We start from the raw sequence: 24,634 nt of genomic DNA, 5'->3' as shown, positions 1-24,634 counted from the left end.
AGGGCGCGCTGCCGGGATAGCGCGCCGGGCCGCCAGCGTTAGGCAAGCGGCTCGGCGCGCGCCGAACTACGCGATCGCGGCATCGGCGGGCGTTCGTGCCTGCGCGGCACGCCCGTCGCCCGCCTCGACGATCAGCGTCCAGTCGAACGCCGGCAGCGCGCAGAGCTGCTCGACGGTGGCCGGGTAGTCGTGCGCGGCCGCGTGCAGGTAGCGCACCTTGTCGGTCCACTCGGGCAGCGGCGCCTGCGACGTGGTCAGCACGACCGCCAGCAGATCCTGTTCCGGCCGCGTCGCGACGGCCTGCAGGCTCAGCCGGACCTTGTCGAGGTCGCCTTCGGCGTCGAGGATCAGCGCGCCCGGAATCGGCGCATCCTGCCGGGCGGGCTGGCTGGCGACGGCGCCATTGTCGACGCACTGCCGATACACCTGCCCATGGCGCGGCAGCGCCTGCTGCAGCGCGTGATGCTTGCGGACCTTCGCCTGCGCGGTGCGCGCGAGCCCGCGGCGCAGCGCCGGGTTCGCGATCAGCCGGTCGAGCGCGTCGATCCAGGCCTCGCGCGCATCCGCGGCCAGCAGGCCGTCGCAGCCGTCGTTCAGCGCGAAGCGATAGGCGGGCCGGTCGCTGACGATCGCGGCGATGCCCGCCGCCGCGTATTCCTGCCAGCGGATCGTGCTCTTGCCGGCGTGGTAGTCATCGTCGGCGAGCGGCAGCAGCGCGATGTCCCAGCGCTGTTCCTTCAGGCGTTGCGCGTACGCGTCGTAGTCGTGCAGCGCGGGCTCGAACGTGGCCGCCGGGTGCGCGGCCCAGCCGGCGGGAGCGCCGGGGCCGGCGAAGCACACCTTGACCTTGCCGGGATGGCGCGCGCAGATCGCCTGCAGCGCCGCATCGACGAGCGCGAAGTTGTCGGCGCGCAGCGCCGCGCCGGCGATGCCGATCGTCACGCAGTCGTCGCCGCGCGTCGCCACGGGGCGGTAGAAGCGGACGAAGTCCACGCTGTCGGGCAGCACGTGGATGCGGGGGGTCTCCATCCGGTAGCGGCTCGCGGCGAACGGCGTCGACACGATCACGGCACTGGCGTTGCGCAGCATGAACTCGATCCCCGCGCGGGCCATCGCGCCTTGCGCGGCGAGCGGATGTGCGGCCGGCAGGTCGGTCAGCAGGTCGTCGGTGTCGTAGATCACCGGCTTCTCATGCTTGAAGATCGTGTACAGGTCGTTGCCGGTCAGTATGCCGGGCGTCATCCGCTGCAGCAGGATGGCGTCGGCGTCGGCCAGCACGCTGCTGTCGATCCGGCCGTCGCGTATGCCCCAGACGAGCTCCCACTCGTCGCGCAGCCGGTCGAACGGCTGCACGAGGCGAATCCGCGCCGACGCGCCTTCGGGCGGCTCGACCGAGTACACGACGAGCCGCTTGCGGCGCGGCGCGGCGTCCGCGCTCGCGGCGACGGGCGCCGGCGTCCGGTTCTGCTCCAGCAGCCGCGCATACAGCGCGCCGTGGCGCGCGGCGTTGCGGCCGACGTCGTGCCGCGCGCGGATCGCATCCTGCGCGGCGGCGGCGAGCTGCGCGCGCGCCTGCGGATGCTCGATCAGGTGCGCGATCGCGTCGACCCACGCGTCGGCGGTGTCGGCGACGAGCCAGCCGGTGCGGCCGTGGACGATCGCGCTGCCTTCAGCGGGCGCGGCGATGAGCGCCGTGGCGGGCGCGGCGACGAGCACGGTGGCCGCGCCGGCCGCCGAGTATTCGAGCCATTCGCGCGGCGGATCGTCGTCGCGCAGCGCGAGCGGCGACGCGACCAGCGCGAGGTCGAGCCCCGCGCGCTTCAGCGCGTCGGCGTAGCTGTCGTAAGCGGCAGGCTCTGCGATCAGCGTGACGTCCGGATCGCCGTCCCAGCCGGCCGGCAGCGCCGGCCCGACGAACGACACGCGGAGCTTGCCCGGATACCGGCGGCGCAGCTCGGCCAGCGCCAGCCGGGCCTGTTCGAGACGAGGGCCGTCGAGCCCGGCGCCGGACACCGCGAGGTTCACGTGGTCGCGAACGCCGGGCGCCGCGCGGTACAGCCGCTCGACATCGATGTCGGTCGGCAGCACATGGACCGACGCGTTGACCTGCCGGTACTGCCGGGCCAGATCCGCCGACGGCACGACGAGCGCATGCGCGCGCTGCGCGGCGTAGCGGATGTTCGTGTTGCGGCGCGCGTTGTCGGCGGCCGCGGGCGCGCCGGCGAGCAGCGCGTCGAGCGGTGCGTCGATCTCGTGGACGACCGGCTTGCCGAGCGCGAACAGCTGTTCCAGCGCAGCCGGAGACAGCAGGCCCGGCGTGTCGCCCTGCAGCACGATCAGGTCGGCGCGCTGCAGCGCGTCCGCATCGAGGCCGGCGTGCGTGACCGGAAAGCTCAGCTCCCATTCGCGCTCCAACCTCGCGAACGGCTGCACGAAGCGCACGCTGGCGCGCGCGTGCGCAGCCGGCTCGGCGGTCACGACCGCGATGCACGAGCGCGGCGTGGATGCCGACTGCCCTTGGGCGGCCGCGCCCGCTGCGACGGCCTGCGCATCCAGCGTGTCCGCGTGGGCCTGGGTCCGTTCGACGAAGTTCTGCAACTGCCGCCAGAACGTTTCCTCTTCCTGCAGGTACGCGTCGCGCGCGTCGTGAACGGTGGCCTTCGCGCGGGCGATCTCCTCTTCGTCGAGCCCCCACGCGATGCCCTTGCCGTCCATCACCCAGCGCTCGGCCTTCGGCATCGACGCGTCGTTCAGGATGCAGACGACCGGACAGCCGCACAGCAGCGCCTCGAACGCGGCGGTCGACCACTCGTACATGTACACGCATTCGACCTGGCGAAACAGCGCCGCGAGCTCGTGCGCCGAGCGTTCCGGCACGCGGTTCGAGATCTCGATCGAATCGGCGGTGACCGGATGCAGGCTGCCGCCGCGCACCAGGTGCCGGTTGATGAAGACGGCCGTGCCGCTGCGGCGCGCGTCGTCGACGCCGTCGCTGTTGAAGATGCGCGTGTCGACCAGCGGCATGCGCAGCAGGTCCGCCTGCCATCCCGCGGGCACCAGCGTCGGCCCGAACGTGAACACGAGGTCGCTCGGCTGCAGGTCGATCGCGTTGCCCTCGATGCGGCCGGGTTCGGCAAGCAGATAGCGCGCAACGCAGCGCGTGCCGAACGGATTGCCGGAGACGATTTCCGGATAGACGGCGATCGGGCTGCGATGCGCGTCGGCGTGCGCCTGCGCGATGTCGTTGGTCAGCCGCGGCGTACGCAGGTCCGGGTGCACGCCATCCGTGTTGACGTACGCTTCGTGGCCGAGCAGGTTCAGCACGTGGCACAGGTAGTGCATCGCGCGGATGCCGCCGGACGTCTGCCGGAATTTCGGCGCGCAGACGTAGTACGGGTGGTCGAGCCGCGCAAAGATGCGCGACCCGCGGTGCGTCGGGCCGGAAGTCGGAATCGTCATCGTTATCGGGTGCGGTAGAAATCGAAGACCACGTCGAGGATGCGGTCCTGTTCGGCTTCGGTCATGTCGTGGTACAGCGGCAGCCGCACGAGCCGGTCGGCGACGAGGTCCGTCACCGGCAGCTCGGACCCGCGGCGCCCGTAGCGCTGGCCGGCCGGCGAACTGTGCAGCGGCACGTAATGGAACACGGCGTTCACGCCCAGCGCGCGGATCTGCTGCAGCAGCGCGGTGCGCTCGGCGAGGTTGCGCGCGAGGAAATAGAACATGTGGCCGTTGCCGCGCTCGGCGAGCGAAATCGCGGGCAGCTCGATCAGCCCGTCGGCGTGCAGCGGCTGCAGCGCGTCCTGGTAGCGCTGCACGGTCGCGCGCCGCTGCGCGGTGATCACGTCCGCGTGCTCGAACTGCGCGTACAGGAACGCCGCGATCAGCTCGCCCGGCAGGAACGACGAGCCGACGTCGACCCACGTGTACTTGTCGACCTGCCCGCGGAAGAACTGGCTGCGGTTGGTGCCTTTCTCGCGAATGATCTCCGCGCGCTCGACGAGGCGCGGGTCGTTGACCAGCAGCGCGCCGCCTTCGCCGGAAATCACGTTCTTGGTCTCATGGAAGCTGAGGCACGCGAGGTGGCCGAGGCTGCCGAGCGGCTTGCCGTTCCACGTCGACTGGAGCGCCTGCGCGGCATCCTCGATCACCCACAGCCCGTGGTCCGCCGCGAGCTGCCCGATCACGTCCATGTCGCACGCGACGCCCGCATAGTGCACCGGCACGATCGCGCGGGTGCGCTCGGTGATCGCGGCGGCGACGAGCGTCTCGTCGAGGTTCAGCGTGTCGCGGCGGATGTCGACGAACACCGGCGTCGCGCCGCGCAGCACGAACGCGTTGGCGGTCGACACGAACGTGTAGGACGGCATGATCACTTCATCGCCGGGCTGCACGTCGGCGAGGATCGCGGCCATTTCCAGCGCGGCCGTGCACGAGTGCGTGAGCAGCGCGCGCCGGCAGCCGATGCGCGCTTCCAGCCAGCGGTGGCAGAGCTTCGTGAACGCCTGGTCGCCGGCGAGGCCGCCCTGCTCGACCGCTTTCGCGATGTAGTAGAGCTCCTTGCCGACCACGAACGGGCGGCCGAACGGAATGCTGTCGAGATTGGGTGGGCCGAACATGGTCAGGCTCCGCGGTAAGGGGTTGGGACGATCGGCCGCGCGGCGCGCTCAGGCGTCCTTGCGGACGAGGATCGTGAATTCGTGCAGGCCGTAGTCGTGCAGCAGCGCGACCTGGCGCGAATAGCGGCGCTTGCAGCGATCGAACAGCGCGCACGGATCGGCGTAATACAGGAGGTCCGGACGCATGAACGGCGGATCGGAATACGACGTCAGGCAGTTGAACGCGAAGCCCCGGCGGCTCGTCGCGTGCAGCGTGTCGAGCGTTGCGTGGAGGTAGTCGAGCCACGCGTCGTCGCCGTGACCGCGCCTGACGTTGAAGATGCCGGACGCGATCCCGTAGTCCGACGCGGCCTGCGGCGTCGCGCCGACGTGAAACGCGACGTTCGCGTCGTCGCGGTAGCGCTGCCGCGCGGCGTCGACCATGTCGGACGAGATGTCGTTGCCCGCATACGTGAAGCCGTCCGGCAGCGCGCGCGCCTTCAGGAAATCGACCAGCGCGCCGTAGCCGCAGCCGATGTCGTTCACCGAGTGGCCGCCGGACGCGGGCAGGATCTTCGTCAGTTGCTCGAAGCGCAGGAACTGGCCGGTTTCGCCGTTCCAGTCCACGCCGCGCGCGGTGGCGCCGTGCTCCGCCAGCCGCGCGCTGTAGTACGCGGCCACTTCCTGCAGCAGGCTTGCATGCGGGGTTTCGCTCATGTGAATCACCTCACGCTTTCGAGGTCAGCGCGTACCGGCGCGCGTCGGGACCGCAGTTGAACAGCACGTCGAGCACCGTCACGCCGTGGACGAAGTCGCCCCACTGCTGCGGATACTCGGGATAGGCCGGGTAGTCGAACCAGCGCACCGCGACCCCGGCGTCGGCGAACAGCTTCTCGTCCAGGTAGCTGCGCGCGGCCGGGCCCGACAGGTACTCGGTCGCGCCCGCCTGCACGCACAGGTTCAGCAGCTTCTCGGTGCGGTCGCCGTGCAGTTCGTAGTCCGAAGACGACGACACGCGCGTGTCGATCTCCAGTTGCCGGAGAACCCACGTCAGCATCGCGCGATTCAGCTCGCTCAGCATCCCGTACGTGCGGCCGGTGTAAAGCGCTTCGAGCTCGTCCGCGTAGCGCTCGAAGTGCGGCGCGCGCGCGTAGTTCTGCTGCAGGCGCTTCCAGTGCAGCGGCGCCCAGTCGGCGCCGTCGATTTCCGTTTCGCGGATCGACTGGTGATACTTGCCCTTCACCTTCACCGGCACGCTCAGCCATTGCACGCCCTGCGGCGTCTTGATCTGGTTGCGGTTGCGCCAGTCGCGGCGCGTGTACTGCGCGTCGTCGTAGAGGATGAACTCGTCGCTGGCGGCGATCAGGTCGAAGTAGCCCTTCCACGGGATGTAGTTGGACTGGACGATCGCCACCCGCTTCGCATCGCGGTTCATGTGCGTGACGCTCATGCCGGGATGTGGCCGTACCGGTACATGTCGACGAGCTCGGGCGGAATGCCCCAGTCCGTCGCGCCCAGCCTGTCGTGCAGCGCTTCCAGGTCCGCGCGCATCGTGTTCTGGAGCTGCTCGACCATGCGGTTTCTCGCCGGCACGAAATCGTGCTGGTAGGCCGCATTGATCTGATGGCGCACGGTCTTCGCGATCGCGGCCTCGCGCGTCATGTTGCGGATCAGCTTTCGCTCGGGCGCGAGTTCCGCGTAGCGCGGATCGATCGGCTGGCCGCGCATCGCCGCGACGAGGTCGCGGCACAGCACCGGCGACAGGTGGAAGCCGTCGCGCTTGGTCCCGCCGAGTATCCACAGGTCCCGCACGCTGGTTTCACCGAACAGCGGATACAGGTCGGACGTCGTCGGCCGCCAGCCGACGTTGACGTTGACCAGGTTCGCGCGCGAGAAGCGGGTGTTGATCTGGTCCATCGCGGATTTCAGCAGCGTGTACGCGCTGCCGGCATGGCCGTGCTCGTGCGGCACCGGGCTGATGTAGTTGCTGGCGCCGACCAGCGTGCGGTCGGGCCCGTACGGCGCCGAATACACGCCGCACGCGAGGCCGCGGTTGGTCGTGCGCACGCAGTGCGTGTGCACGTTCTCCGCGCTCTGCAGCTCGACCGACATGCCGATGCCGTAGAACATCCGCTGCACCGGCAGCTCGGGCAGGCTCGCCTGCAGCACGCGCGTCAGGTTGGCGCCGTTGCTGAGGATGAAGCGGTCCGCGCCGAGCACGCTGCCGTCGGACAGCCGCGCCGCGACGACGCGCCCGCCGGCGGTGTCGAGCCGCTCGACTTCGGCGTCGATGAAGCGCGCGTTGCCGGCCTGCGCGACGGACGCCGTCAGCGCGTCGAGAAACTGCTTCGGATTGGCCCAGCCTTCACGCTCCAGGAACACCGCCTTCAGCGCGCGATAGCGCGGGTCGGGGTGATAGTTCGGGATGCCTGACGGATCGACCGCCTCGCAGGGCTCCTCGAATTCCCGGCAGAACCGCTGCATGGCCGCGAAGTTCTCGTCGTCGAGCGCGTCGGTCGCCGCGTTGTTCAGCACGAAGGTGCCGAAGCCGTGCGCGACCGCGCGCTCCGGCGTGCAGATCTCGGCGAACACGGCGGGCCACGCCGCCGTCGCCGCGCGGCTCAGTTCGAACTTGAAGCGGTCGATCGGCGTGCCGAGCGAGTCGCCTTCCAGCTCGGTAAAGGAGTTGAGCATCGCCGCCGCCGCACGCGTTGCCGAGCCGGGCCGATGCGCGTGGCCGACGATGACGAGCTCGACGCCGGGGTCGGCCTGCTGCCATGCGCGGGCCGTCATCAGGCCGAGAATGCCGTTGCCGAGGATGGCGATCTTCATTTGCGTGCGCCTCCGCCTTCGGGGAACGACAGGTAGCAGAGCGACGGGTATGCCGCCGCCTTGTGGATCTGGTGCGGGCGATTGCCGAGCAGGTCGCGCAGGTAATGGATGCCTTCGGCCGGCAACTGGCCGCCGCGGGTGAGCTGCCAGAACGCGACGACGCCGCCGGGCACCAGCCGCGCCATCACCGCTTCGAACGCGTGCCGGGTCGGCTCGATCACGTTCAGGTCGAACCATGCGAGCGCGACCATCTCGCCGGGATGCGCTTCGTCGAACGCCGCCAGCGTGTCGCGGCAGTCGCCTTCCCACACGCGGTGCTTGTCATGCACGTGCCCCATCGCGTTGTTGCGCTCGTGCAGGCTCAGCAGCTTGCGCAGCAGGTCGGCGTACTCGCCGGACAGCGAGTACGTGCCGTCGGAGAACAGCTTGCGGTCGCGTGCGTCGTTCTCGGCAAAGCCCGTGTAGCCCGTGAACGTATCGAATGCGTGAATGCGGCGCTGGAAGTTCAGCGGCTCGAGAATCGCGCGGAAGTTCTCGCACAGCACGGCGGTCTGCCCGCGCCACGTGCCCATGTCGAGGATCGCGCCCGGCAGCGGCACGATCCGCTGGTACACCTCGAACGTCGCCAGGATGCGCGCGAGCAGCGAGCCGCGCACGAACAGGCCGAGCGAGCGTTCCAGTTCCTCGCGCGTCGCAGGATAGGTCTGCATCAGGTCGAACAGTTCGCGGCGCGCCGCGAGCTGATCGCCGTCTGCGTTGGTGATGATCGCTGATTCGTGCATACACAAGGCTCCAGGCACAAAGGGTGAGACCGGACGAACGCGTGAGCGCTGCGCCGGCATCTGGATGCGCGGCCGTCCGCATGTCGCAAGTCGGACATCTTTCTGCGATCAAGTCTATCGACCGCCGTCAGGATCGAATGTCGGATTAGCGGCCCATTTCACCCCGCATTTCGATGGATGCGCGGTGTTCGGCGACGATTTCGGCGGGCTTGCAGTCGCGGGAATTACGACCAATTCCGGCGCCTGATCGCCGGATTGGAACGCGGCGCGCGCGGAGAGAATTCGGACACGTCGGGGACTGTCCGTGCGCGGCGCCGCACGTCCGCAAGCCCGTTACCAGCGTGAACAGACCCTAGCAGGACGACAGATCTCATGATGCCCACCTCCCCCGCCACCGCCACGATCGAGCACGCGCTGGCGCACCATCAGGCCGACCGCCTCGAAGAGGCCGAGACCCTGTACCGGCAGATCCTCGAGACCGATCCCCGGCACGCGGACGCGCTCCACCTCCTCGGCCTGATCGGCCACCAGTACGGGCGCTATCAGGAGGCATCCAACCTGATCATGGCAGCGATCGAGGTCAAGCCCGAGGCGATCTACTACTACAACCTCGGCAACGTGATGCAGGCGGACAACCGCCATTGCGCCGCCGCCGAGTGCTTCCGCCTCGCGATCGAGCTGCGGCCCGACTACGTCGACGCGTACAACAACCTCGGCAACGCGCAGCGGCTCGCCGGCGACGCCCGCGCGGCCGTCGATTCGTTCTGCAAGGCGATCTCGCTGAACGCGGACAACGCCAAGGCCTACAACAACCTTGCGAACGCGCTGTTCGACCTGAACGAGATCCCGGCCGCGCTCGAGGCATACCAGCACGCGATCGCGCTGCACCCCGAACTGCCGGAGCCGCGCAGCAACCTGCTGTTCGCGAGCCACTACGGCGACGCATTCGACCATGACGCGTATCTCGCCGAGGCCGCCCGCTACGACGAACTCGTCACGCGCCGCGCGAAGCCGTGGACGGACTGGCTCGTCGACCTGACCGCCCGCGTCGGGCGGCCGCTCAAGGTCGGCATCGTGTCGGGCGACCTGAAGTCGCATCCGGTCGGCTATTTCATCGAGAGCATGCTGAAGCATCTCGACGCGAACCGGATCGAGATGCATGCGTACCCGACGCGCGACGTCGAGGACGACGTCACCGCCCGCATCAAGCCGACTTTCTCGACGTGGACCTGCCTCGCCGGCCTGAGCGACGAGGCGGCGGCCGCGCGAATCCGCGCGGACCGCATCGACGTGCTGCTCGACGCATCGGGCCACACGATCTACAACCGCCTGCCGCTGTTCGCGTGGAAGGCGGCGCCGCTGCAGGCGAGCTGGCCCGGCTACTTCGCGAGCACCGGCGTGCGCGCGATCGACTACGTGATCGGCGATCGCCACGTACTGCCGCCCGCGGAGGCCGCGCATTTCACCGAGCGGCCGTGGCATCTGCCGGACAGCTATCTGTGCTTCACGCCGCCGGCCGATGCGGTCGACGTCGGCGCGTTGCCGATGCTCGCGAACGGCCATCCGACCTTCGGCTATTTCGGCAAGCTCGCGAAGCTCACCGATCGCGTCGTCGCGGTCTGGTCGCGCGTGCTGCAGTCGGTCGCGGGCGCGAAGCTGTTCGTGAAGGCGGAGCATCTCGACGATCCGCGCGAACAGCAGGCGCTCGCCGCGCGCTTCGCGGCGCACGGCATCGATGCGTCGCGCCTGATCCTCGAAGGCCGCTCGCCGCGCGCGGAGTACCTGGCCGCGTACCGGCGCGTCGACCTGATGCTGAGCCCGTTCCCGTACCCGGGCGGCACGACGACCGCCGAAGCGCTGTGGATGGGCGTGCCCGTGCTGTGCCGGCGCGGCGACCGGTTCCTGTCGCACATCGCCGAGAGCCTGCTGCATGCGGCGCGGCTGCCCGAGTGGATCGCTGACGACGACGACGCGTACGTCGCGAAGGCCGTCGCGCAGACGGCCAAGCCGGCCGAGCTGGCGGTGCTGCGCACGACGCTGCGCGCGCAGGTGCTCGCGTCGCCGCTGTGCGATGCGCCCCGCTTCGCCCGCAATTTCGAGGACGCGCTGCACGCGATGTGGGCGCGCCGCGTCGACGCCGCGCCGGTCGAGTCCGCGTGAGGTCGGTCACGGCGTGACGTGCGCCGACGATGCCGCGTCGGCGGCAAGCGGAACACGGCGGACGTCGCGCCGAGCAGCGCGCCGGCCGACCTGACGTTCCCCCGACCTGGCGGCGCGCGGCATCGTCGCCGCGATAGGCCGCGATAGGTCGCGATAGGTCGCGAAGGGATCGCGACCTCGCCCGTCACGATCGGACATCTGACGGTCGCCGATCGACTGCGTATGCGACTCATCCGTATTGAGCAGGGCAGACGAGATGGACGGAACCGCTCAGGCATTGCAGTCTGCGCTCGCGCATCATCAGGCCGGGCGTCTCGCGGAAGCGAAGGCGCTGTACGACGCGATTCTCACCGCGCAGCCGGGCCAGCCGGACGCGCTGCATTTCCTCGGGCTGCTCGCATGCCAGCTCAAGCAATACGACGCGGGGATCATGTTGATGCAGCGCTCGCTCGTCGAGCGGCCGGACGCGTCGTACTTCAACAACCTCGGCAACATGCTGCGCGAATGCGGCCGGCTCGACGACGCGATCGCGCACTACCGCCGCGCGGTGGCGCTGCGGCCCGACTACCCGGAGGCGCACAACAACCTCGGCAACGCGCTGCGCGACGCGGGCGAACCGACGGCGGCGATGGCGAGCAGTGCGCGCGCGATCGAGCTGCGCCCCGATTACGCGCAGGCGTACAACAATCTCGGCAACGCGCTGCAAGACCTGGGCGACCTCGATGGCGCCGCCAAGCACTATGAACGCGCGATCGAACTGGACGCGTCGATGGCGGTCGCGCACGCGAACCTCAGCGGCGTGCGCCGCCGGCAGATGCGCTACGCGGAAGCGCTCGCGCATGCGCTGGACGCGATCCGGCTCGCGCCGGACCTCGGCGACGCGCACAACAACGCGGGCAACGCCTATCACGGGCTGGCGCAACTCGACGCGGCGCAGGCCGCCTATCGCAAGGCCGTCGCACTGAATCCGGCGGACGCCGGCGCGTGCCACAACCTGTCGGTCGTGCTGCTCAAGCTGAACCGGCTCGACGAGGCGCTTGCGTATTGCCGGCGCGCGCTGGACGGCGGCGCGCCGAGCGCATCGATGCACGTCAATCTCGGTGACATCCTGCGCGCGCAGGGCAACGTCGACGCGGCGGTCCCCGCGTATCGCGACGCGCTTGCACTGATGCGCGACGACGCCGACGACGGCGCGGCCGAAGTGCTGGGCCGGCTGCTGTTCAGCGCGGCGGCGTCCGCGTGCGTGAGCCCCGCCGACTACCTGGACGATGCGCGGCGCTACGGCCGGCACCTGGCCGCGCGATCGACGCGCTACGCGCACGATCCGCGCGAGCGGGCCGCGCGCGCGCAAGGGCGGCCGCTGCGCGTCGGCTTCGTGTCGGGCGACCTGCGCCAGCACCCGGTCGGCATCTTCCTGGAAAGCGTGCTCGCGCACCTCGATCGCACGCGCATCGACCTGCGCGTCTACGTGACGTCGGACGAGGAGGACGCGATCACCGCGCGGCTGAAGCCGCATGCGGGAGGCTGGCGCTCGATCGCCGGGCTCGCCCCGGGCGCGGCCGCGCGGATGATTCATGACGACGGGATCGACGTCCTCGTCGACCTCGCGGGCCATACGCAGGACAGCGGGCTCGCCGTGTTCGGCTGGAAGCCCGCGCCGGTGCAGGCGAGCTGGCTCGGCTTCTTCGCGTCGACCGGCTGCGACGCGATCGACTACTTCATCGGCGATGCCTGCACGCTGCCGGACGCCGAGGCGCATCACTTCGTCGAGAAGCCATGGCGGCTGCCGGACAGCTGGCTGTGCTTCACGCCGCCGGCGCACGACGTCGCGGCCGGTCCGCTGCCGATGGCGGCGCGCGGCCATCCGACGTTCGGCTGCTTCGGCAAGCTCGTGAAGATCGGCGACGACGTCGTGCGCGTGTGGTCGCGGCTGCTGCATGAACTGCCGGCGGCGCGGCTGCTGCTCAAGGCGCAGGAGCTCGACCGCGCGAGCGTGCGCGACGCGACGATCGCGCGCTTCGCGCGGCACGGCATCGACGCGGCCCGGCTCGAATTCGAGGGCGCGACGCCGCGCGCCGACTATTTCGCCGCGTACCACCGCATCGACGTCGCGCTGAGCCCGTTCCCGTACCCGGGCGGCACGACCACGGCCGAAGCGCTGTGGATGGGCGTGCCGGTGCTCGGCATGAAGGGCAGCCGGTTCGTCACGCACATCTGCGAGAGCATGCTGCACGCGGCGGGGATGGGCGACTGGATCGCGGACGACGAGGACGCCTATCTCGCGAAGGCGATCGACGCGGTGCGCGACCGCGAGCGGCTCGCGGCGCTGCGCGCGGGGCTGCGCGCCCAGCTGCTCGCGTCGCCGCTGTGCGACGCGCGCCGGTTCGCGGCGCATCTCGAAGCGGCGTTCCTCGGCATGTGGCAACGCTATACGGACACGGCAAACGAAGCATGAACGATATCCACGACACTCTGCAGTCTGCGCTCGCGCATCATCAGGCCGGGCGTCTCGCGGAAGCGAAGGCGCTGTACGACGCGATTCTCACCGCGCAGCCGGGTCAGCCGGACGCGCTGCATTTCCTTGGGCTGCTCGCGTGCCAGCTCAAGCAGTACGACGCGGGGATCATGTTGATGCAGCAGTCGCTCGTAGAGCGGCCGGACGCGTCGTACTTCAACAACCTCGGCAACATGCTGCGCGAATGCGGTCGGCTCGACGACGCGATCGCGCACTATCGCCGCGCGGTGGCGCTGCGGCCGGATTATCCGGAGGCGCACAACAACCTCGGCAACGCGCTGCGCGATGCGCGCGACCCGGCGGCCGCGATGGCGAGCTGCGCGCGCGCGATCGAGCTGCGTCCCGGCTATGCGGAGGCGTACAACAACCTCGGCAACGCGCTGCATGACCTGGGCGAGCACGAAGCGGCGGCCGCGAGCTACGGCAAGGCGGTCGCGCACGACCCGCAGTACGCGCAGGCGTACAACAATCTCGGCAACGCGCTGCGCGCGCAGGAAAAACACGATGCCGCGGCGGATGCCTATCGGCATGCCATCGCGCTGCAGCCGGGGTTTCGCGTCGCGCACCAGGGGCTGAGCGCGGCGCTGCTCGCGGCCGGTGATCCGCTGGGCGCGATCGAACATGCGCTCGAGGGACTCGAGCCGGCTGACGCGGATGCGCATTGCGTGCTGGCAAGGCTGCAGCAGCGCATCAGCGATTTCGGCAAGGCGGCCGAGCTGTTCGAGCAGGCGATCGCGATCGACCCGGAGCATGCGCGGGCGTGGGCCTGGCTCGGCGAGCTGCGCAGCCAGCAGGGCGAATTCGGGCAGGCGGTGCAGCTGTGCCGGCGCGCGATCGAGCTCGATCCCGAACTGGCCGACGCGTACAACTTCCTCGGTTTCGCGTATCACAACCTCAACATGTTCGCCGCCTCGGAGCTGAGCCACCGGCACGCAGTCGACCTGAACCCCGACGATGCCGACGCGCATCACAACCTCGCCGCCGTGCTGTTTCGGCTCGACAAGCTCGACGAGGCGACGAAGCATTACGAGATCGCGCGGGAGCTCGGCATCGATCCCTTGCGGATCCAGATGACGCTCGGCGACATCCTGTGGGCGAAAGGGGATCTTGCCGGCGCGATGGATGCGTTCCGCGCAGCGATCCGCTACGACTTGCATCGCGCGTATTCGCGGATGATGTTCAACATGACGACGTCGCCCGCGTTCACGCCCGAGCAATGGGTCGCGGAGGCGCGCAGCTACGGCGAGCATCTCGCGCGTGACGCCAAACCGTTCGAGCACGACCGCGGGCAGCGCGTCGCGCAGGCGCAGGGGCGGCCGCTGCGCGTTGGCTTCGTGTCCGGCGACCTGCGGCAGCACCCGGTCGGCATCTTCCTGGAAAGCGTGCTCGCGCGGATCGACCGGTCGCGCATCGAGCCGCATGCCTACGTGACCTTCGTCGCCGAGGACGACGTGACCGCGCGGCTCAAGCCGAGCTTCGCGAGCTGGAAGAAGGTGACCGGCCTGGCCCGCGAGCAGGCGGCGGAGGTGATCCGCGACGACGGCATCGACATCCTGATCGACATGGCCGGCCACACCAACTGGAGCGGCCTGCCGATCTTCGCGCACAAGCCCGCGCCGGTGCAGGCAAGCTGGCTCGGCTTCTTCGCGACGACCGGTTGCCGCGCGATCGACTATTTCATCGGCGACGCACATACGCTGCCGGCCGACGAGGAGCATCACTTCGTCGAGAAGCCGTGGCGGCTGCCGGACAGCTGGCTGTGCTTCACGCCGCCGCCATACGACGTCGCGGTCGGAGCGCTGCCGATGGTGGCCAACGGCGGCGTCACGTTCGGCTGCTTCGGCAAGCTGTCCAAGATCAGCGACGCCGTCGTCGCGCTGTGGTCGCGCATCCTGCACGCCCTGCCGGACGCGCGCTTGCTGCTGAAGGCGCACGAACTCGGCTCCGGCGACCAGAACCAGACGACGCTCGACCGTTTCGCGCGGCACGGCATCGGCGCGGACCGGCTGATCCTCGAGGGCGGTTCGCCGCGCGCGGAATACTTCGGCGCGTACAACCGCATCGACATCGCGCTCAGCCCGTTCCCGTACCCGGGCGGCACGACCAGCGCCGAAGCGCTGTGGATGGGCGTGCCGGTGCTCGGGATGAAGGGCAGCCGGTTCGTCACGCACATCTGCGAAAGCCTGCTGCATGCGGCGGGGATGGCGGAATGGATCGCGGACGACGAAGCGGCGTACCTCGCGAAGGCGGTCGCGTTCGCGCGCGACCGCGACCGGCTGGCGACACTGCGGGCGACCCTGCGCGAGCGCACGCTGGCGTCGCCGCTGTGCGATGCGGCGCGCTTTGCGCGCAACCTCGAGGATGCGCTGCACGGCATGTGGGCCAGCTACGCGGCTGGCGAGACGGCGCCCGCGGACGCGTGACGCGCGAGCGGGGCGGGGCGCGGCTGGAAGCGACGTTCGAACCGACGCTTTGTGTGCCGGCCGAATGAGCGCTACTGGGTGACCGGCGCGATCCCGCTCGCGCCCCGCGTGCCGGCGAAAAAAAAGCCGCACTGAAGCGGCTCGACGGTACGGCAACAGCGGTCCGCTCGACTGGCGGCGTCTTGTGGTTCGACATCGGTACAGACCAGACGGCCTGCCGGTTACAGCATGCCCGTCTTCTGGTACAAGCTCGCGGCCTTGATGCGTTCCTGCGACTGCGCAAATTCCGCAGTCAGACGGTGATGGTCCGCTTGCGCCTGCTCCGCGATCGACGCGTCGATCGTCATGATCTGCCGCACCAGGTCCAGCACGTCCGGCGTCTGGTCGCGCGACAGGCTCATCAGCAACGGCGAGCGTTCGTCGGCGAGGGCCGCGACGCGCGCCCAGTCGCGCGCGTCGGTTGCCGACTGCATGTCACGGGTCAGGTCGAATGCGCGGGACAGGGTGTCGATCGTCATGGTTCGGCTCCGAAGGTGCGGCGCGGCCGGGGCTTACTTGTTGTTGGCCATCGCGCCGGCGCTGTTCTGGCCGCCGAACAGCTGCGTCAGATAGCGGGTGTTGTTCGCCATGGTCGCCATCAGCGTGTTCAGCGCGGTGAACTGCGCATTGTATTGCTTGGTCAGCTGGTCCGAGTAGCTCTGCAACTGCGTTGCCTGATTCTGCACGCTCTTCAGATCCGAGTTGAGCGCCGTGGTGCGCTGGTCGATCAGGCCGGACGTCTGAGTGTATGAGTTGATCAGCGAGTTGAGCTTCTGGCCGATGCCGTTGGTCTTGTTGAAGACCGCCGACACCGCCGAGCTGTTCGTCTTGAGCGCATTGGCCAGGGTGGCGGCGTCGGTCGTCAGCGTGCCGTTGGCGTTCAGGTTGATGCCGATGGCCGCGAGCGAATAGGTCGTGCCGCCGGTCGTGACACCGCCGCTGAGCGCCGTCGCAAGGCTGTTCGTGATCGTGTTCAGCATGGCGTCGCCGAGCAGCGGCCCGGCGGACTTCGCCGTCGGGTCGTAGGCCGACAGCTGTTTCGCGGTGTTCACGAAATTGGTGTACGCGGTGGCGAAATTGTTGATCGCGGTCGTCGCCGCGGCCGTGTCCTGCGACAGCGTGACCGTCTGCGTCGTGCCGACGGCGGCCTGCGACAGGTTCAGCGTGACGCCCGTCAGCGCGCCCGACACGGAGTTCGACGCGCTCGAGACCGGCGTGCCGTCGATCGTCAGCTTGGCGTCGGCGGCCGCCGTGACCGTCGTGTAGCCCGACGTCAGTTTCGAATTGACGCCCGTGCCCGTGACCGAGACGGTATTGGCTGCGCCGGTCGCGTTCGATTGCAGCACGAGGTGCTGGCCGTCCGAACCCGTGATGACCGACGCGGTGACGCCGGGGTTGCCCGACGCGGAGTTGATCGACGTGGCGATGTCGGACAGCGCTGCGCCGGCCGACACGTTGACGTTGAATGCGGGGTTGCTGCCGTACGTGATGCTCAGCGAGCCGGCCGAGATCGTATCCGCCGACGTGAGGCCGGCCGACGACAGCTTGTTGGCGGTCGCGAGCTGCGTGACGTTGACCGAATACGAGCCGGCCACCGCGCCGCTGTTGCTCGTGATCGCCGGCGTGAGGCCGGTGCCGCTCGCCGTCGCGGCGAGGCTGCTCAGCGCGGTGCCGTTCGAGAGGCCGGTGAGCGCGCTCTGCAACGCGGCCAGCTGTGGGACTTCAGCTGGCCGATCGCGGACAGCTGGGTGTTGTCGGCCGCCTGCCGGTTCTGAAGGGTCTGCAATTGCCCGGCCGTCTTCGCGTTCACGAGCGTCGTCACGAGCGTATTGACGTCGAGCGTCGAATTGGTCGCGCCGCCGATGAGCGATTGTCCGGCCTGCGCCAGGACGTTGCTGATATCCGTCGAACTCACGGGGGATGTGGTGGCCATGCCGTTGCTCCGGTCGTCCGCGCAATCTCGCGCGATGCGGCGGATCGCCGCGGTTCAATGCAAAGAGGGAGGCGCGCCTCCCTGGAGAATTCGGGTCGGGGGTGTTCCGGCGGCGACACCGTGCATGTGCATGGCGGCGCCGCCGGACCCGAAGGCGGGCGGGCGCGTGGCCCGCCGCGCGTGCCCGGCTATTAGCCGAGGAGCTTCAGGACTTGCTGCGGCATCGAGTTCGCTTGCGCCAGAACCGAGATGCCTGCTTGCTGCAGCACTTGCGCCTTGCTCAGGTTCGCCGTTTCCGTCGCGAAGTCCGCGTCGGTGATCTGCGAGCGAGCAGCGCTCATGTTGGTTGCCTGGGTCTGCGTCGTCGAGATCGCAGCCTGGAACGTGTTCTGTGCCGCACCCAGCTGTGCCTGGAACGTGTTGACCTGCTTCAGTGCCGCGTCGATCGACGTGATGGCCGACTGTGCGCTCGCTTGGCTGGAGACGGACAGGGTGTTCACGCTCATGCCCGTGCTGTTCCAGGTCGTCGTGCCGAAGTCGACGCTGACGATCTGGTTCGCTGCTGCGCCGATCTGGAACGAGACGCTGCCTGCGCCGCCCAGGATGGTCTGGCTGTTGAACGTCGTTTGCGATGCGACACGGTCGATTTCGCCGAGACGCGTCGTCACTTCAGCCTGCAGGTTTGCGCGGGCGCTCGAATCCAGCGAGCCGTCGCCGGATTGTTGTGCCAGCACGCGGATACGCTGCAGGTTGTCGATCGTCGATTGCAGCGCGCCGTTGGCGGTCTGGATCATCGAGATGCCGTTGTTCGCGTTTGCCACGCCTTGCGTCAGCGCGTTGATCGCTGCCGTTTGCGACGTCGAGATCGCGAGGCCTGCCGCGTCGTCAGCTGCGGTGTTGATGCGCTTGCCCGACGACAGGCGGTTGATTGCCTGCGACAGCGCGTTTTGCGTGCCCGACAGGTTCGTCTGCGTCGACAGCGACAGGATGTTGGTATTGATGTTCAGCATTTGCTTCCTCGTTTTGGAAAACGCCTGTGTGAGGCAGGTTTTCAATCTCGGCGTTGCGCTTATCGCGAGTTGCGCTGGCCGCCTTTCCTGGTTGACGGCGGCACCCGGCGAAAACTTTAGAGGATTGTCCAAGGAAATTCGGGACCGAAAGATCGGACGATCCCGCGGACCTCGGCCGACCCTCGGCCAACACAAGGCCGGCGGGCGCGCCGGACGGTTCCGGCGGCCGACCCGCAAGCCGTCCGTCCGGCCGCGGCCGTCGAGGGGCGGCGGCGGGGATCGCGAAAAGGGTGGTTTTCTCTGTGATTCCCTGATATGATGGCAGGCTGAATTGAGATTTTCTGTCACGCCTGTGCCGTCTCGGCACGTTTGCTGGCAGTCAAACGCGGCGCTGCACGCGGCTTGTGAAGCGTACTCGCGGTGCTTTCCGCCTCTCTTTTCCGGCCTCCGAGGCCGTATTTCCGCTCGTTTCGCCTGTTGTGGGAACGCCCGGATGGCCGGTGCGTGGCGCTTGGCCGCTACGTTTTTGACCGTTTAAGCAATTTAGGAACGACATGACGACGATTCTTCTGAAAGAAAACGAGCCGTTCGAAGTGGCGATTCGCCGCTTTCGCCGCGCTATCGAAAAAAATGGCCTGATCGCTGAACTGCGCGAGCGCCAGTCCTACGAAAAGCCGACCGCAGTCCGCAAGCGCAAGAAGGCAGCTGCCGTCAAGCGCCTGCACAAGCGCCTGCGCAGCCAGATGCTGCCGAAGAAGCTCCACTAAGAGCGTCTGACGGTTCGCCGCGAAACGGCGGAGCGTGCTTCGAAAGAAGCCGCTCCGCCGTTTCGCTTTTTTGGCTGGCTGTTCCGGGCGGTATAGGTGTCGGGAGCGCTGCCGACAGGCGCGGTCTGCGGCTATCCCCCCAGCCGGCGCCGCTGCCGCTGCCGCCGCCGCGGTCGTGCCGCCGGGCCAGCCCGCTTCGTGGCGGGCCTGTCGTCGGCCCGTCCAGCTCCGCTGCCCGCCGCCTCGCCGTCAGCCTGCGTTGCGGCGCCGTGCCGGCTGCTTGCCCGCAAGCGCCGCACATTGCGCATGGCAAGGGCAGCCGACCTCGTGATCGTTGACCATGCCGGTCGCCTGCATCAGCGCGTAGCAGATCGTCGAGCCGACGAACTTGCAGCCGTAAGCCTTCAGCGCCTTGCTGAGCGCGTCGGAGCGCTCGGTCGACGCGGGGGCGTCGCGATACGACTGCCATGCGTTCTGGATCGGCGCGTGATCGACGAACGACCACAGGAATTTGGCGAGCGAGCCGTGCTCGTCGCGAATCCGCTGCACGGCCTGCGCGTTCGCGACCGCGGCCTGCACCTTCGCGCGGTTGCGCACGATGCCCGGATCCTGCAGCAGCTTCTCGATGCGCTGCGGCGTGAAGCGTGCGACGGCGTCGACGTCGAAATCGGCGAACGCCGCGCGGTAGCCGGCGCGCTTGTTCAGGATCGTCGACCATGACAGCCCCGCCTGCGCGCCTTCGAGGATCAGCATCTCGAACAGATGGCGGTCGTCGTGCGACGGCACGCCCCATTCGGTATCGTGATAGTGAGCGTCCGCTTCCGTTTTCACCCAGTTGCACCGCTGCGACATCGTGTGCCTCGCTTCCCGTATCGATTCGTTCGCGCCAGCATAGCGGAAGCCCGGTACCCGGCAAAGCCGGCCGAACGGCAGATGGGCGCGCGGCGCCGATCCGGTTAAGCTTGGCGCCTGTTCGAATCGGCAGGATGAAGTGATGACGGATATTCTTTTCGCGATCGGCATCGACGGCGGCGGCACCGGCACCCGCGCGGTGCTGGCGGATCGGCAGGGCCGCGAGCTCGCGCAGGGGCGCGGCGGCCCGTCGGGGCTCGGCCTCGGCATCGAGCGCGCATGGGCGTCGATCGGCGTCGCGTGCGCGGACGCGTTCACGCAAGCGGGTTTCGCGCTCGACTGGTCGCGCTGCGTGCTCGGCTGCGGGCTGGCGGGCGTCAACAACGCGAGCTGGCTCACGGCGTTCCGCGCACAGGCGCCGCTCGATGCGCTGGTGGTCGAAAGCGACGCGTATACGACGGTCGTCGGCGCGCACGGCGGCGCGCCGGGGCTGATCGTCGCGCTCGGCACCGGCAGCATCGCGGCGGCGCTCGATCCGGCCGGCGCCTGCCGGTTCGCGGGCGGCTTCGGCTTCCCGTCGGGCGATGAGGCGAGCGGCGCGTGGCTCGGCCTGCGCGCGCTCGCGCATGCGCAGCAGGCGCTCGACGGCCGCGTGCCGCGCGATGCGCTGGCCGACGCGCTGCTTGCCGAGATTGCCGAGATCGGCGCAGCGGATCGCGATACGCTCGTCGAGTGGTCGTGCGACGCGAACCAGACGGCCTATGCGCGCCTGGCGCCGATCGTCTTCGCGCATCGCGCGCATCCGCATGCGGCGGCGCTGATCGCGCAGGCGGGCGACGAGATCGGCAAGATGATCGACGCGCTCGATCCGCGGCGCGCATTGCCGGTCGCGCTGTGCGGCGGGCTCGCCGACGCGCTCGCGCCCGCGGTGCCGGCGCGCCACGCGGGGCGGCTGCGCGCGCCGCTCGAGGATTCCGCGCACGGCGCGCTGAGGCTCGCGCTGAGGTTCGCGTCTGAGGCTCGTATTTGACGCGGCGCAGGGCGGCCGAGCGGAGCCGGCTTGCCGGGGCCGACGCCCGGCAGGCCGCGCGCCAACCTGACAACTGCCCGACGCAGCCCGGCGCGCGACGCTAGAATAGCGATTCCGCAGAGCCAACCGCGCCTTATCCCGTCCCATGTACAAAGTCATCGCCACCGATCTCGACGGCACCCTGCTGAACAGCGATCACCAGCTCGACCCGTACACGATCGAGACCGTGCGTCATCTCGACCGCGACGGCCTGCAGTTCATCATCGCGACGGGGCGGCACTATGCGGACGTCGCGGGCATCCGCGACCTGCTCGGCATCCGGCCGTACCTGATCACGTCGAACGGCGCGCGCGTGCATGCGCCCGACGATACGACGATCCATGCGCAGGACATCGATCCGGCGATCGTGCGCCGTCTCGTGCAGCCCGATATCGTCGGCGCGCATGGCCGCGTGATCGTCAACCTGTTCGCCGATCACGGCTGGCTGATCGACCGCGATGCGCCGCACCTGCTCGATTTCCACCAGGATTCGGGTTTCCGCTACGACGTGATCGACATGGCGGCGCATGCGGGCACGGACATCGCGAAGGTGCTGTACATCGGCGAGCCGGCGGACCTGGCGGTCGTCTCCGAACGGTTGCAGGCGCAATTTGGCGACGCGCTGTACGTGACGTACTCGCTGCCCGACTGTCTCGAAGTGATGGCGGCGAACGTGTCGAAGGGCCGCGCGCTGCGCGCGGTGCTCGGGCGGATCGGCGTCGAGCCGGGCCACTGCATCGCGTTCGGCGACAACATGAACGACATCGACCTGCTCGAAACCGCGGGCCACGCGTTCATGATGAACAACGCGAACCCGGACCTCGTCGCGCGCCTGCCGCACATCCCGCGGATCGGCAACAACTTCGACGCAGGCGTCGCACGCCATCTGCGCGCGCTGTTCGCGCTGACGGATGCCGTCGACGGCGTCGCGGCGTCCTGAACGAAAAGGAAAAACGGGCGCCGACGGCGCCCGTTGAATCTGCCTGCCTCGTTTTGTTCGACAGCGTGAGGCTCGCTGCTCTGCTCGCGTGACCCCGTAGTGTTGTTATGCGCTTGTGCGAGCGGATGCCGGCAGCCGGCCGGGGGCGTCGCGCCCCGCGACCAGCGGATAGATGACCCCGGCGAGCGCCGCGCCGATCAGCGGCGCGACCCAGAACAGCCAGAGCTGCCCGATCGCCTCGCCGCCGACGAACAGCGCCGGGCCGGTCGAGCGGGCCGGGTTCACCGACGTGTTGGTGACCGGAATCGAAATCAGGTGGATCAGCGTCAGGCACAGGCCGATCGCGATCGGCGCGAAGCCGGCCGGCGCGCGCTTGTCGGTCGCGCCGAGAATCACGAACAGGAAGAAGGCGGTCATCACGACTTCGCAGATGAACGCCGCGCCGAGCGCGTAGTGGCCGGGCGAGCGTTCGCCGAAGCCGTTCGTCGCGAAGCCGCTGCCGACGACGTCGAAGCCGGGCTTGCCGGTCGCGATCAGGTACAGCACGAATGCGCCGAGCGTCGCGCCGATCACCTGCGCGACGATGTACGGCACGAGATCGCGCGCGGGGAAGCGGCCGGCAACCGTCAGGCCCACGCTCACCGCAGGATTCAGATGGCACCCCGAAACATGTCCGATCGCGAACGCCATCGTGAGGACGGTGAGGCCGAAGGCCAGCGCGACGCCGGCGAAACCGATGCCGAGCCCCGGAAAGGCCGCTGCCAGCACGGCGCTGCCGCACCCGCCGAGCACCAGCCAGAAGGTGCCGAATGCCTCGGCGGCGAGCCGTTGAGAAAGGTTCATGAAGGGACCTCGTCCAAGTAGGGTGAACACCAATGGGCGGCCGGCTGATTTACTTCGTCGCCCGAATTGGTCTGGATTATAGGAAACGAATCGGGGCCAAGAGGGTCAACGATTGTTAAATAGGAATGCTGGACGAGCGGCTTTTATTAGAATAAGTCCGCATTCTCGATATAGACGAATCGGTTAAAGATGGCAGAATTAATTGGCAAGAGCAGGGCGGCAGTGCGATGACGTAACGGGTGTCGGCGTTCCGGCCGGAGTCGGCGGAGCCGCATCATGCAAAAAAAGGGAGTCGATATGTCTCAATACGCGAAACTCAAGGCGCAGATCGCTGATTTGCAGGCCCAGGCGGATGAAGTGCGCCGCCAGGAAGTCGAGGCGGTAATTGCCGATGTTCAGCGGGTGATCGCCGAATACGGGCTGACCGCCCAGGATCTGGGATTTGCCGAGCGCGCGCGGCGCGGCCGTCCGCCGAAAAAGGCGCCGCTGCCGGCGAAATATCGCGACCCGAAGTCGGGCGCCACCTGGAGTGGCCGAGGCAAGCCGCCGAATTGGATCGTCGGCAAAAACCGCGACCGTTTTCTGATCGAATGATCCATCAATCGCCGGCACCAATCGGCGCGCCGCGCAAAAAGAAAGAGCCGCATCGACGATGCGGCTCTTTGTTCGATGCCGGCAGCTTTTACGCGCGGATTTCCACGCAATTTTTCCGGCGTATTTCGTGACGAATTTACGCGTCAGGCTCCGGCGACCCTGCGCAACGCCGGGCGTTTCGCCGCCGCGCAAAGCGATTCGTAGGTTTCGACATAGCGGCGCGCCATCGCCGTGGCGCTGAAGCGCGTGTCGAAGCGCGCGCGGATCGCGTCGCGCGACAGGCCGTCGATCCGGTGCAGCGCGCCGACCGCCCCCTGCACGTCCTCGACGATGAAGCCGGTCACGCCGTCCTCGATCACTTCCGGCACCGAGCCGCGGTTGAACGCGACGACCGGCGTGCCGCACGCCATCGCCTCGATCATCACGAGGCCGAACGGCTCCGGCCAGTCGATCGGGAACAGCAGCGCCTTCGCGCCGGAGAGAAACGCGGGCTTCTGCGCCTCGTTGATCTCGCCGATGAATTCGACGTGCGCCTCGCCGAGCAGCGGTTCGATCACTTCCTTGAAGTAGTCGGCGTCGGCCTTGTCGACCTTCGCGGCGATCTTGAGCGGCAGTCCGCTTTGCGCGGCGATCCGGATCGCGGTGTCGACGCGCTTTTCCGGGCAGATCCGGCCGAGGAACGCGAGGTACTCGGGCTTCACGCCAGGTTGCGGCGTGAGCAGCGTGCCGGGCAGCCCGTGATACACGGTGCCGGCCCACGCGGCCTGCGGCAGCGGCTTGCGCTGGTTGTTCGAGATCGACACGACGGGCGCGTCGGGGAACGCGTCGAACACCGGCTGCAGCTCCGGCAGGTCGAGCCGCCCGTGCAGCGTCGTCACGTACGGCGTGTCGAGGCGCGACATCAGCGGAAACGGCAGGTAGTCGAGATGGAAGTGCAGCACGTCGAATTCGTGCGCGACCCGGGCGACCTGCTCGAGCAGGCGCATGTGGGGCGCCATCGCATCGCGGATCGACGGATCGAGCCGCAGCGCGCGCGGCCAGGCCGCTTCGAGGCGGGCGGACGTGACCGAGTCGCCGCTCGCGAACAGCGTGACGTCGTGGCCGAGCTCGACGAGGGCTTCGGTGAGGTAGGACACGACGCGCTCGGTGCCGCCGTAGAGTTTCGGCGGGACGGCTTCGTAGAGCGGTGCGATCTGGGCAATGCGCATGGGCGATCTCCAGTGTCGACCAGCGGGTTCCGGTGCGGATGCTGGTCCGATACAAGGTTGCGGAACTCG

General features: G+C 68.7%; 18 protein-coding genes and 1 pseudogene. 7 read left to right on the top strand and 12 right to left on the bottom strand.

The genetic code is table 11. The features are described 5' to 3' along the window. Window positions 1-66: 66 nt before the first annotated feature. The 6 genes from WJ35_RS10650 to WJ35_RS10625 are packed head-to-tail and all read right to left on the bottom strand — an operon-like array spanning window position 67 to window position 8,212. Window positions 67-3,459: a glycosyltransferase family protein gene (locus tag WJ35_RS10650; RefSeq protein WP_069239133.1), complete on the bottom strand. Its 3,393-nt coding sequence runs from the start codon at window positions 3,457-3,459 to the stop codon at window positions 67-69. A gap of 2 nt (window positions 3,460-3,461) precedes the next feature. Further along, entirely contained in the window at window positions 3,462-4,619 is a 1,158-nt protein-coding gene (gene rffA / locus WJ35_RS10645; RefSeq protein WP_060234735.1) for a dTDP-4-amino-4,6-dideoxygalactose transaminase, read from the bottom strand. Window positions 4,620-4,667: 48 nt separating this feature from the next. Then, the gene (locus WJ35_RS10640) at window positions 4,668-5,315 is read right to left on the bottom strand and encodes a class I SAM-dependent methyltransferase (protein WP_060234736.1); all 648 of its coding nucleotides are present in this window, start codon (window positions 5,313-5,315) and stop codon (window positions 4,668-4,670) included. Between the two features lie 10 nt (window positions 5,316-5,325). Beyond that, complete coding sequence (locus WJ35_RS10635) at window positions 5,326-6,048, bottom strand: WbqC family protein (RefSeq protein ID WP_088580121.1); 723 nt, start codon at window positions 6,046-6,048, stop codon at window positions 5,326-5,328. Further along, the gene (locus tag WJ35_RS10630) at window positions 6,045-7,430 is read right to left on the bottom strand and encodes an NAD(P)/FAD-dependent oxidoreductase (protein ID WP_060234737.1); all 1,386 of its coding nucleotides are present in this window, start codon (window positions 7,428-7,430) and stop codon (window positions 6,045-6,047) included. The genes WJ35_RS10635 and WJ35_RS10630 overlap by 4 nt, the downstream gene beginning before the upstream one ends. Further along, on the bottom strand, window positions 7,427-8,212 hold the full coding sequence (locus WJ35_RS10625) for a TylF/MycF/NovP-related O-methyltransferase (RefSeq protein ID WP_060234738.1): 786 nt from the start codon (window positions 8,210-8,212) through the stop codon (window positions 7,427-7,429). The genes WJ35_RS10630 and WJ35_RS10625 overlap by 4 nt, the downstream gene beginning before the upstream one ends. A gap of 372 nt (window positions 8,213-8,584) precedes the next feature. Between WJ35_RS10625 and WJ35_RS10620 the strand changes: the two genes are divergently transcribed. The 3 genes from WJ35_RS10620 to WJ35_RS10610 all read left to right on the top strand — a co-directional run bounded on the left by WJ35_RS10620 (window position 8,585) and on the right by WJ35_RS10610 (window position 15,310). Beyond that, a complete protein-coding gene (locus tag WJ35_RS10620; protein WP_069239132.1) occupies window positions 8,585-10,372 on the top strand; it encodes a tetratricopeptide repeat protein in 1,788 nt (595 codons plus the stop codon). Between the two features lie 256 nt (window positions 10,373-10,628). Further along, window positions 10,629-12,827: a tetratricopeptide repeat protein gene (locus tag WJ35_RS32565; protein ID WP_069239131.1), complete on the top strand. Its 2,199-nt coding sequence runs from the start codon at window positions 10,629-10,631 to the stop codon at window positions 12,825-12,827. Further along, the gene (locus WJ35_RS10610; protein ID WP_069239130.1) at window positions 12,824-15,310 is read left to right on the top strand and encodes a tetratricopeptide repeat protein; all 2,487 of its coding nucleotides are present in this window, start codon (window positions 12,824-12,826) and stop codon (window positions 15,308-15,310) included. Before WJ35_RS32565 ends, WJ35_RS10610 begins: the two co-directional genes overlap by 4 nt. A gap of 221 nt (window positions 15,311-15,531) precedes the next feature. On the opposite strand, the gene WJ35_RS10605 is transcribed toward WJ35_RS10610, so the two are convergent. The 3 genes and pseudogenes from WJ35_RS10605 to WJ35_RS10595 all read right to left on the bottom strand — a co-directional run bounded on the left by WJ35_RS10605 (window position 15,532) and on the right by WJ35_RS10595 (window position 18,292). After that, window positions 15,532-15,828: a flagellar protein FliT gene (locus tag WJ35_RS10605; RefSeq protein ID WP_069239129.1), complete on the bottom strand. Its 297-nt coding sequence runs from the start codon at window positions 15,826-15,828 to the stop codon at window positions 15,532-15,534. Between the two features lie 33 nt (window positions 15,829-15,861). Continuing rightward, window positions 15,862-17,282: pseudogene (gene fliD, locus WJ35_RS10600) on the bottom strand (flagellar filament capping protein FliD). 191 nt (window positions 17,283-17,473) lie between these two features. Further along, window positions 17,474-18,292: a flagellin domain-containing protein gene (locus WJ35_RS10595; RefSeq protein ID WP_060234746.1), complete on the bottom strand. Its 819-nt coding sequence runs from the start codon at window positions 18,290-18,292 to the stop codon at window positions 17,474-17,476. A gap of 554 nt (window positions 18,293-18,846) precedes the next feature. Between WJ35_RS10595 and rpsU the strand changes: the two genes are divergently transcribed. Next, entirely contained in the window at window positions 18,847-19,059 is a 213-nt protein-coding gene (rpsU, locus tag WJ35_RS10590) for a 30S ribosomal protein S21 (protein ID WP_006401410.1), read from the top strand. 249 nt (window positions 19,060-19,308) lie between these two features. Here rpsU and WJ35_RS10585 read toward each other — a convergent pair whose 3' ends face one another. Further along, on the bottom strand, window positions 19,309-19,911 hold the full coding sequence (locus WJ35_RS10585) for a DNA-3-methyladenine glycosylase I (protein WP_069239128.1): 603 nt from the start codon (window positions 19,909-19,911) through the stop codon (window positions 19,309-19,311). Window positions 19,912-20,053: 142 nt separating this feature from the next. Between WJ35_RS10585 and WJ35_RS10580 the strand changes: the two genes are divergently transcribed. Beyond that, complete coding sequence (locus WJ35_RS10580; protein ID WP_069239127.1) at window positions 20,054-20,941, top strand: BadF/BadG/BcrA/BcrD ATPase family protein; 888 nt, start codon at window positions 20,054-20,056, stop codon at window positions 20,939-20,941. Window positions 20,942-21,086: 145 nt separating this feature from the next. Beyond that, window positions 21,087-21,920 carry a Cof-type HAD-IIB family hydrolase gene (locus tag WJ35_RS10575; protein WP_069239126.1) on the top strand — a complete coding sequence of 278 codons (834 nt, stop codon included), beginning with the start codon at window positions 21,087-21,089 and terminating at the stop codon, window positions 21,918-21,920. A 105-nt stretch (window positions 21,921-22,025) separates the two neighbouring features. Here WJ35_RS10575 and aqpZ read toward each other — a convergent pair whose 3' ends face one another. Then, window positions 22,026-22,763, bottom strand: a complete 738-nt coding sequence (gene aqpZ / locus WJ35_RS10570; protein WP_069239125.1) for an aquaporin Z — start codon at window positions 22,761-22,763, stop codon at window positions 22,026-22,028. A gap of 297 nt (window positions 22,764-23,060) precedes the next feature. Here aqpZ and WJ35_RS10565 point away from each other — a divergent pair, with 297 nt between their 5' ends. Beyond that, the gene (locus WJ35_RS10565; RefSeq protein ID WP_069239124.1) at window positions 23,061-23,357 is read left to right on the top strand and encodes an H-NS histone family protein; all 297 of its coding nucleotides are present in this window, start codon (window positions 23,061-23,063) and stop codon (window positions 23,355-23,357) included. 143 nt (window positions 23,358-23,500) lie between these two features. On the opposite strand, the gene WJ35_RS10560 is transcribed toward WJ35_RS10565, so the two are convergent. Then, window positions 23,501-24,565 carry a glycosyltransferase family 4 protein gene (locus WJ35_RS10560; protein WP_069239123.1) on the bottom strand — a complete coding sequence of 355 codons (1,065 nt, stop codon included), beginning with the start codon at window positions 24,563-24,565 and terminating at the stop codon, window positions 23,501-23,503. Between the last annotated feature and the right edge of the window lie 69 nt (window positions 24,566-24,634).

The sequence above is a fragment of the Burkholderia ubonensis genome (genome assembly GCF_001718695.1).
Classification (GTDB): domain Bacteria; phylum Pseudomonadota; class Gammaproteobacteria; order Burkholderiales; family Burkholderiaceae; genus Burkholderia; species Burkholderia ubonensis_B.
The sequence above is the reverse complement of the archived record's forward strand: the minus strand, read 5'-3'. Positions and strand labels throughout refer to the sequence as shown.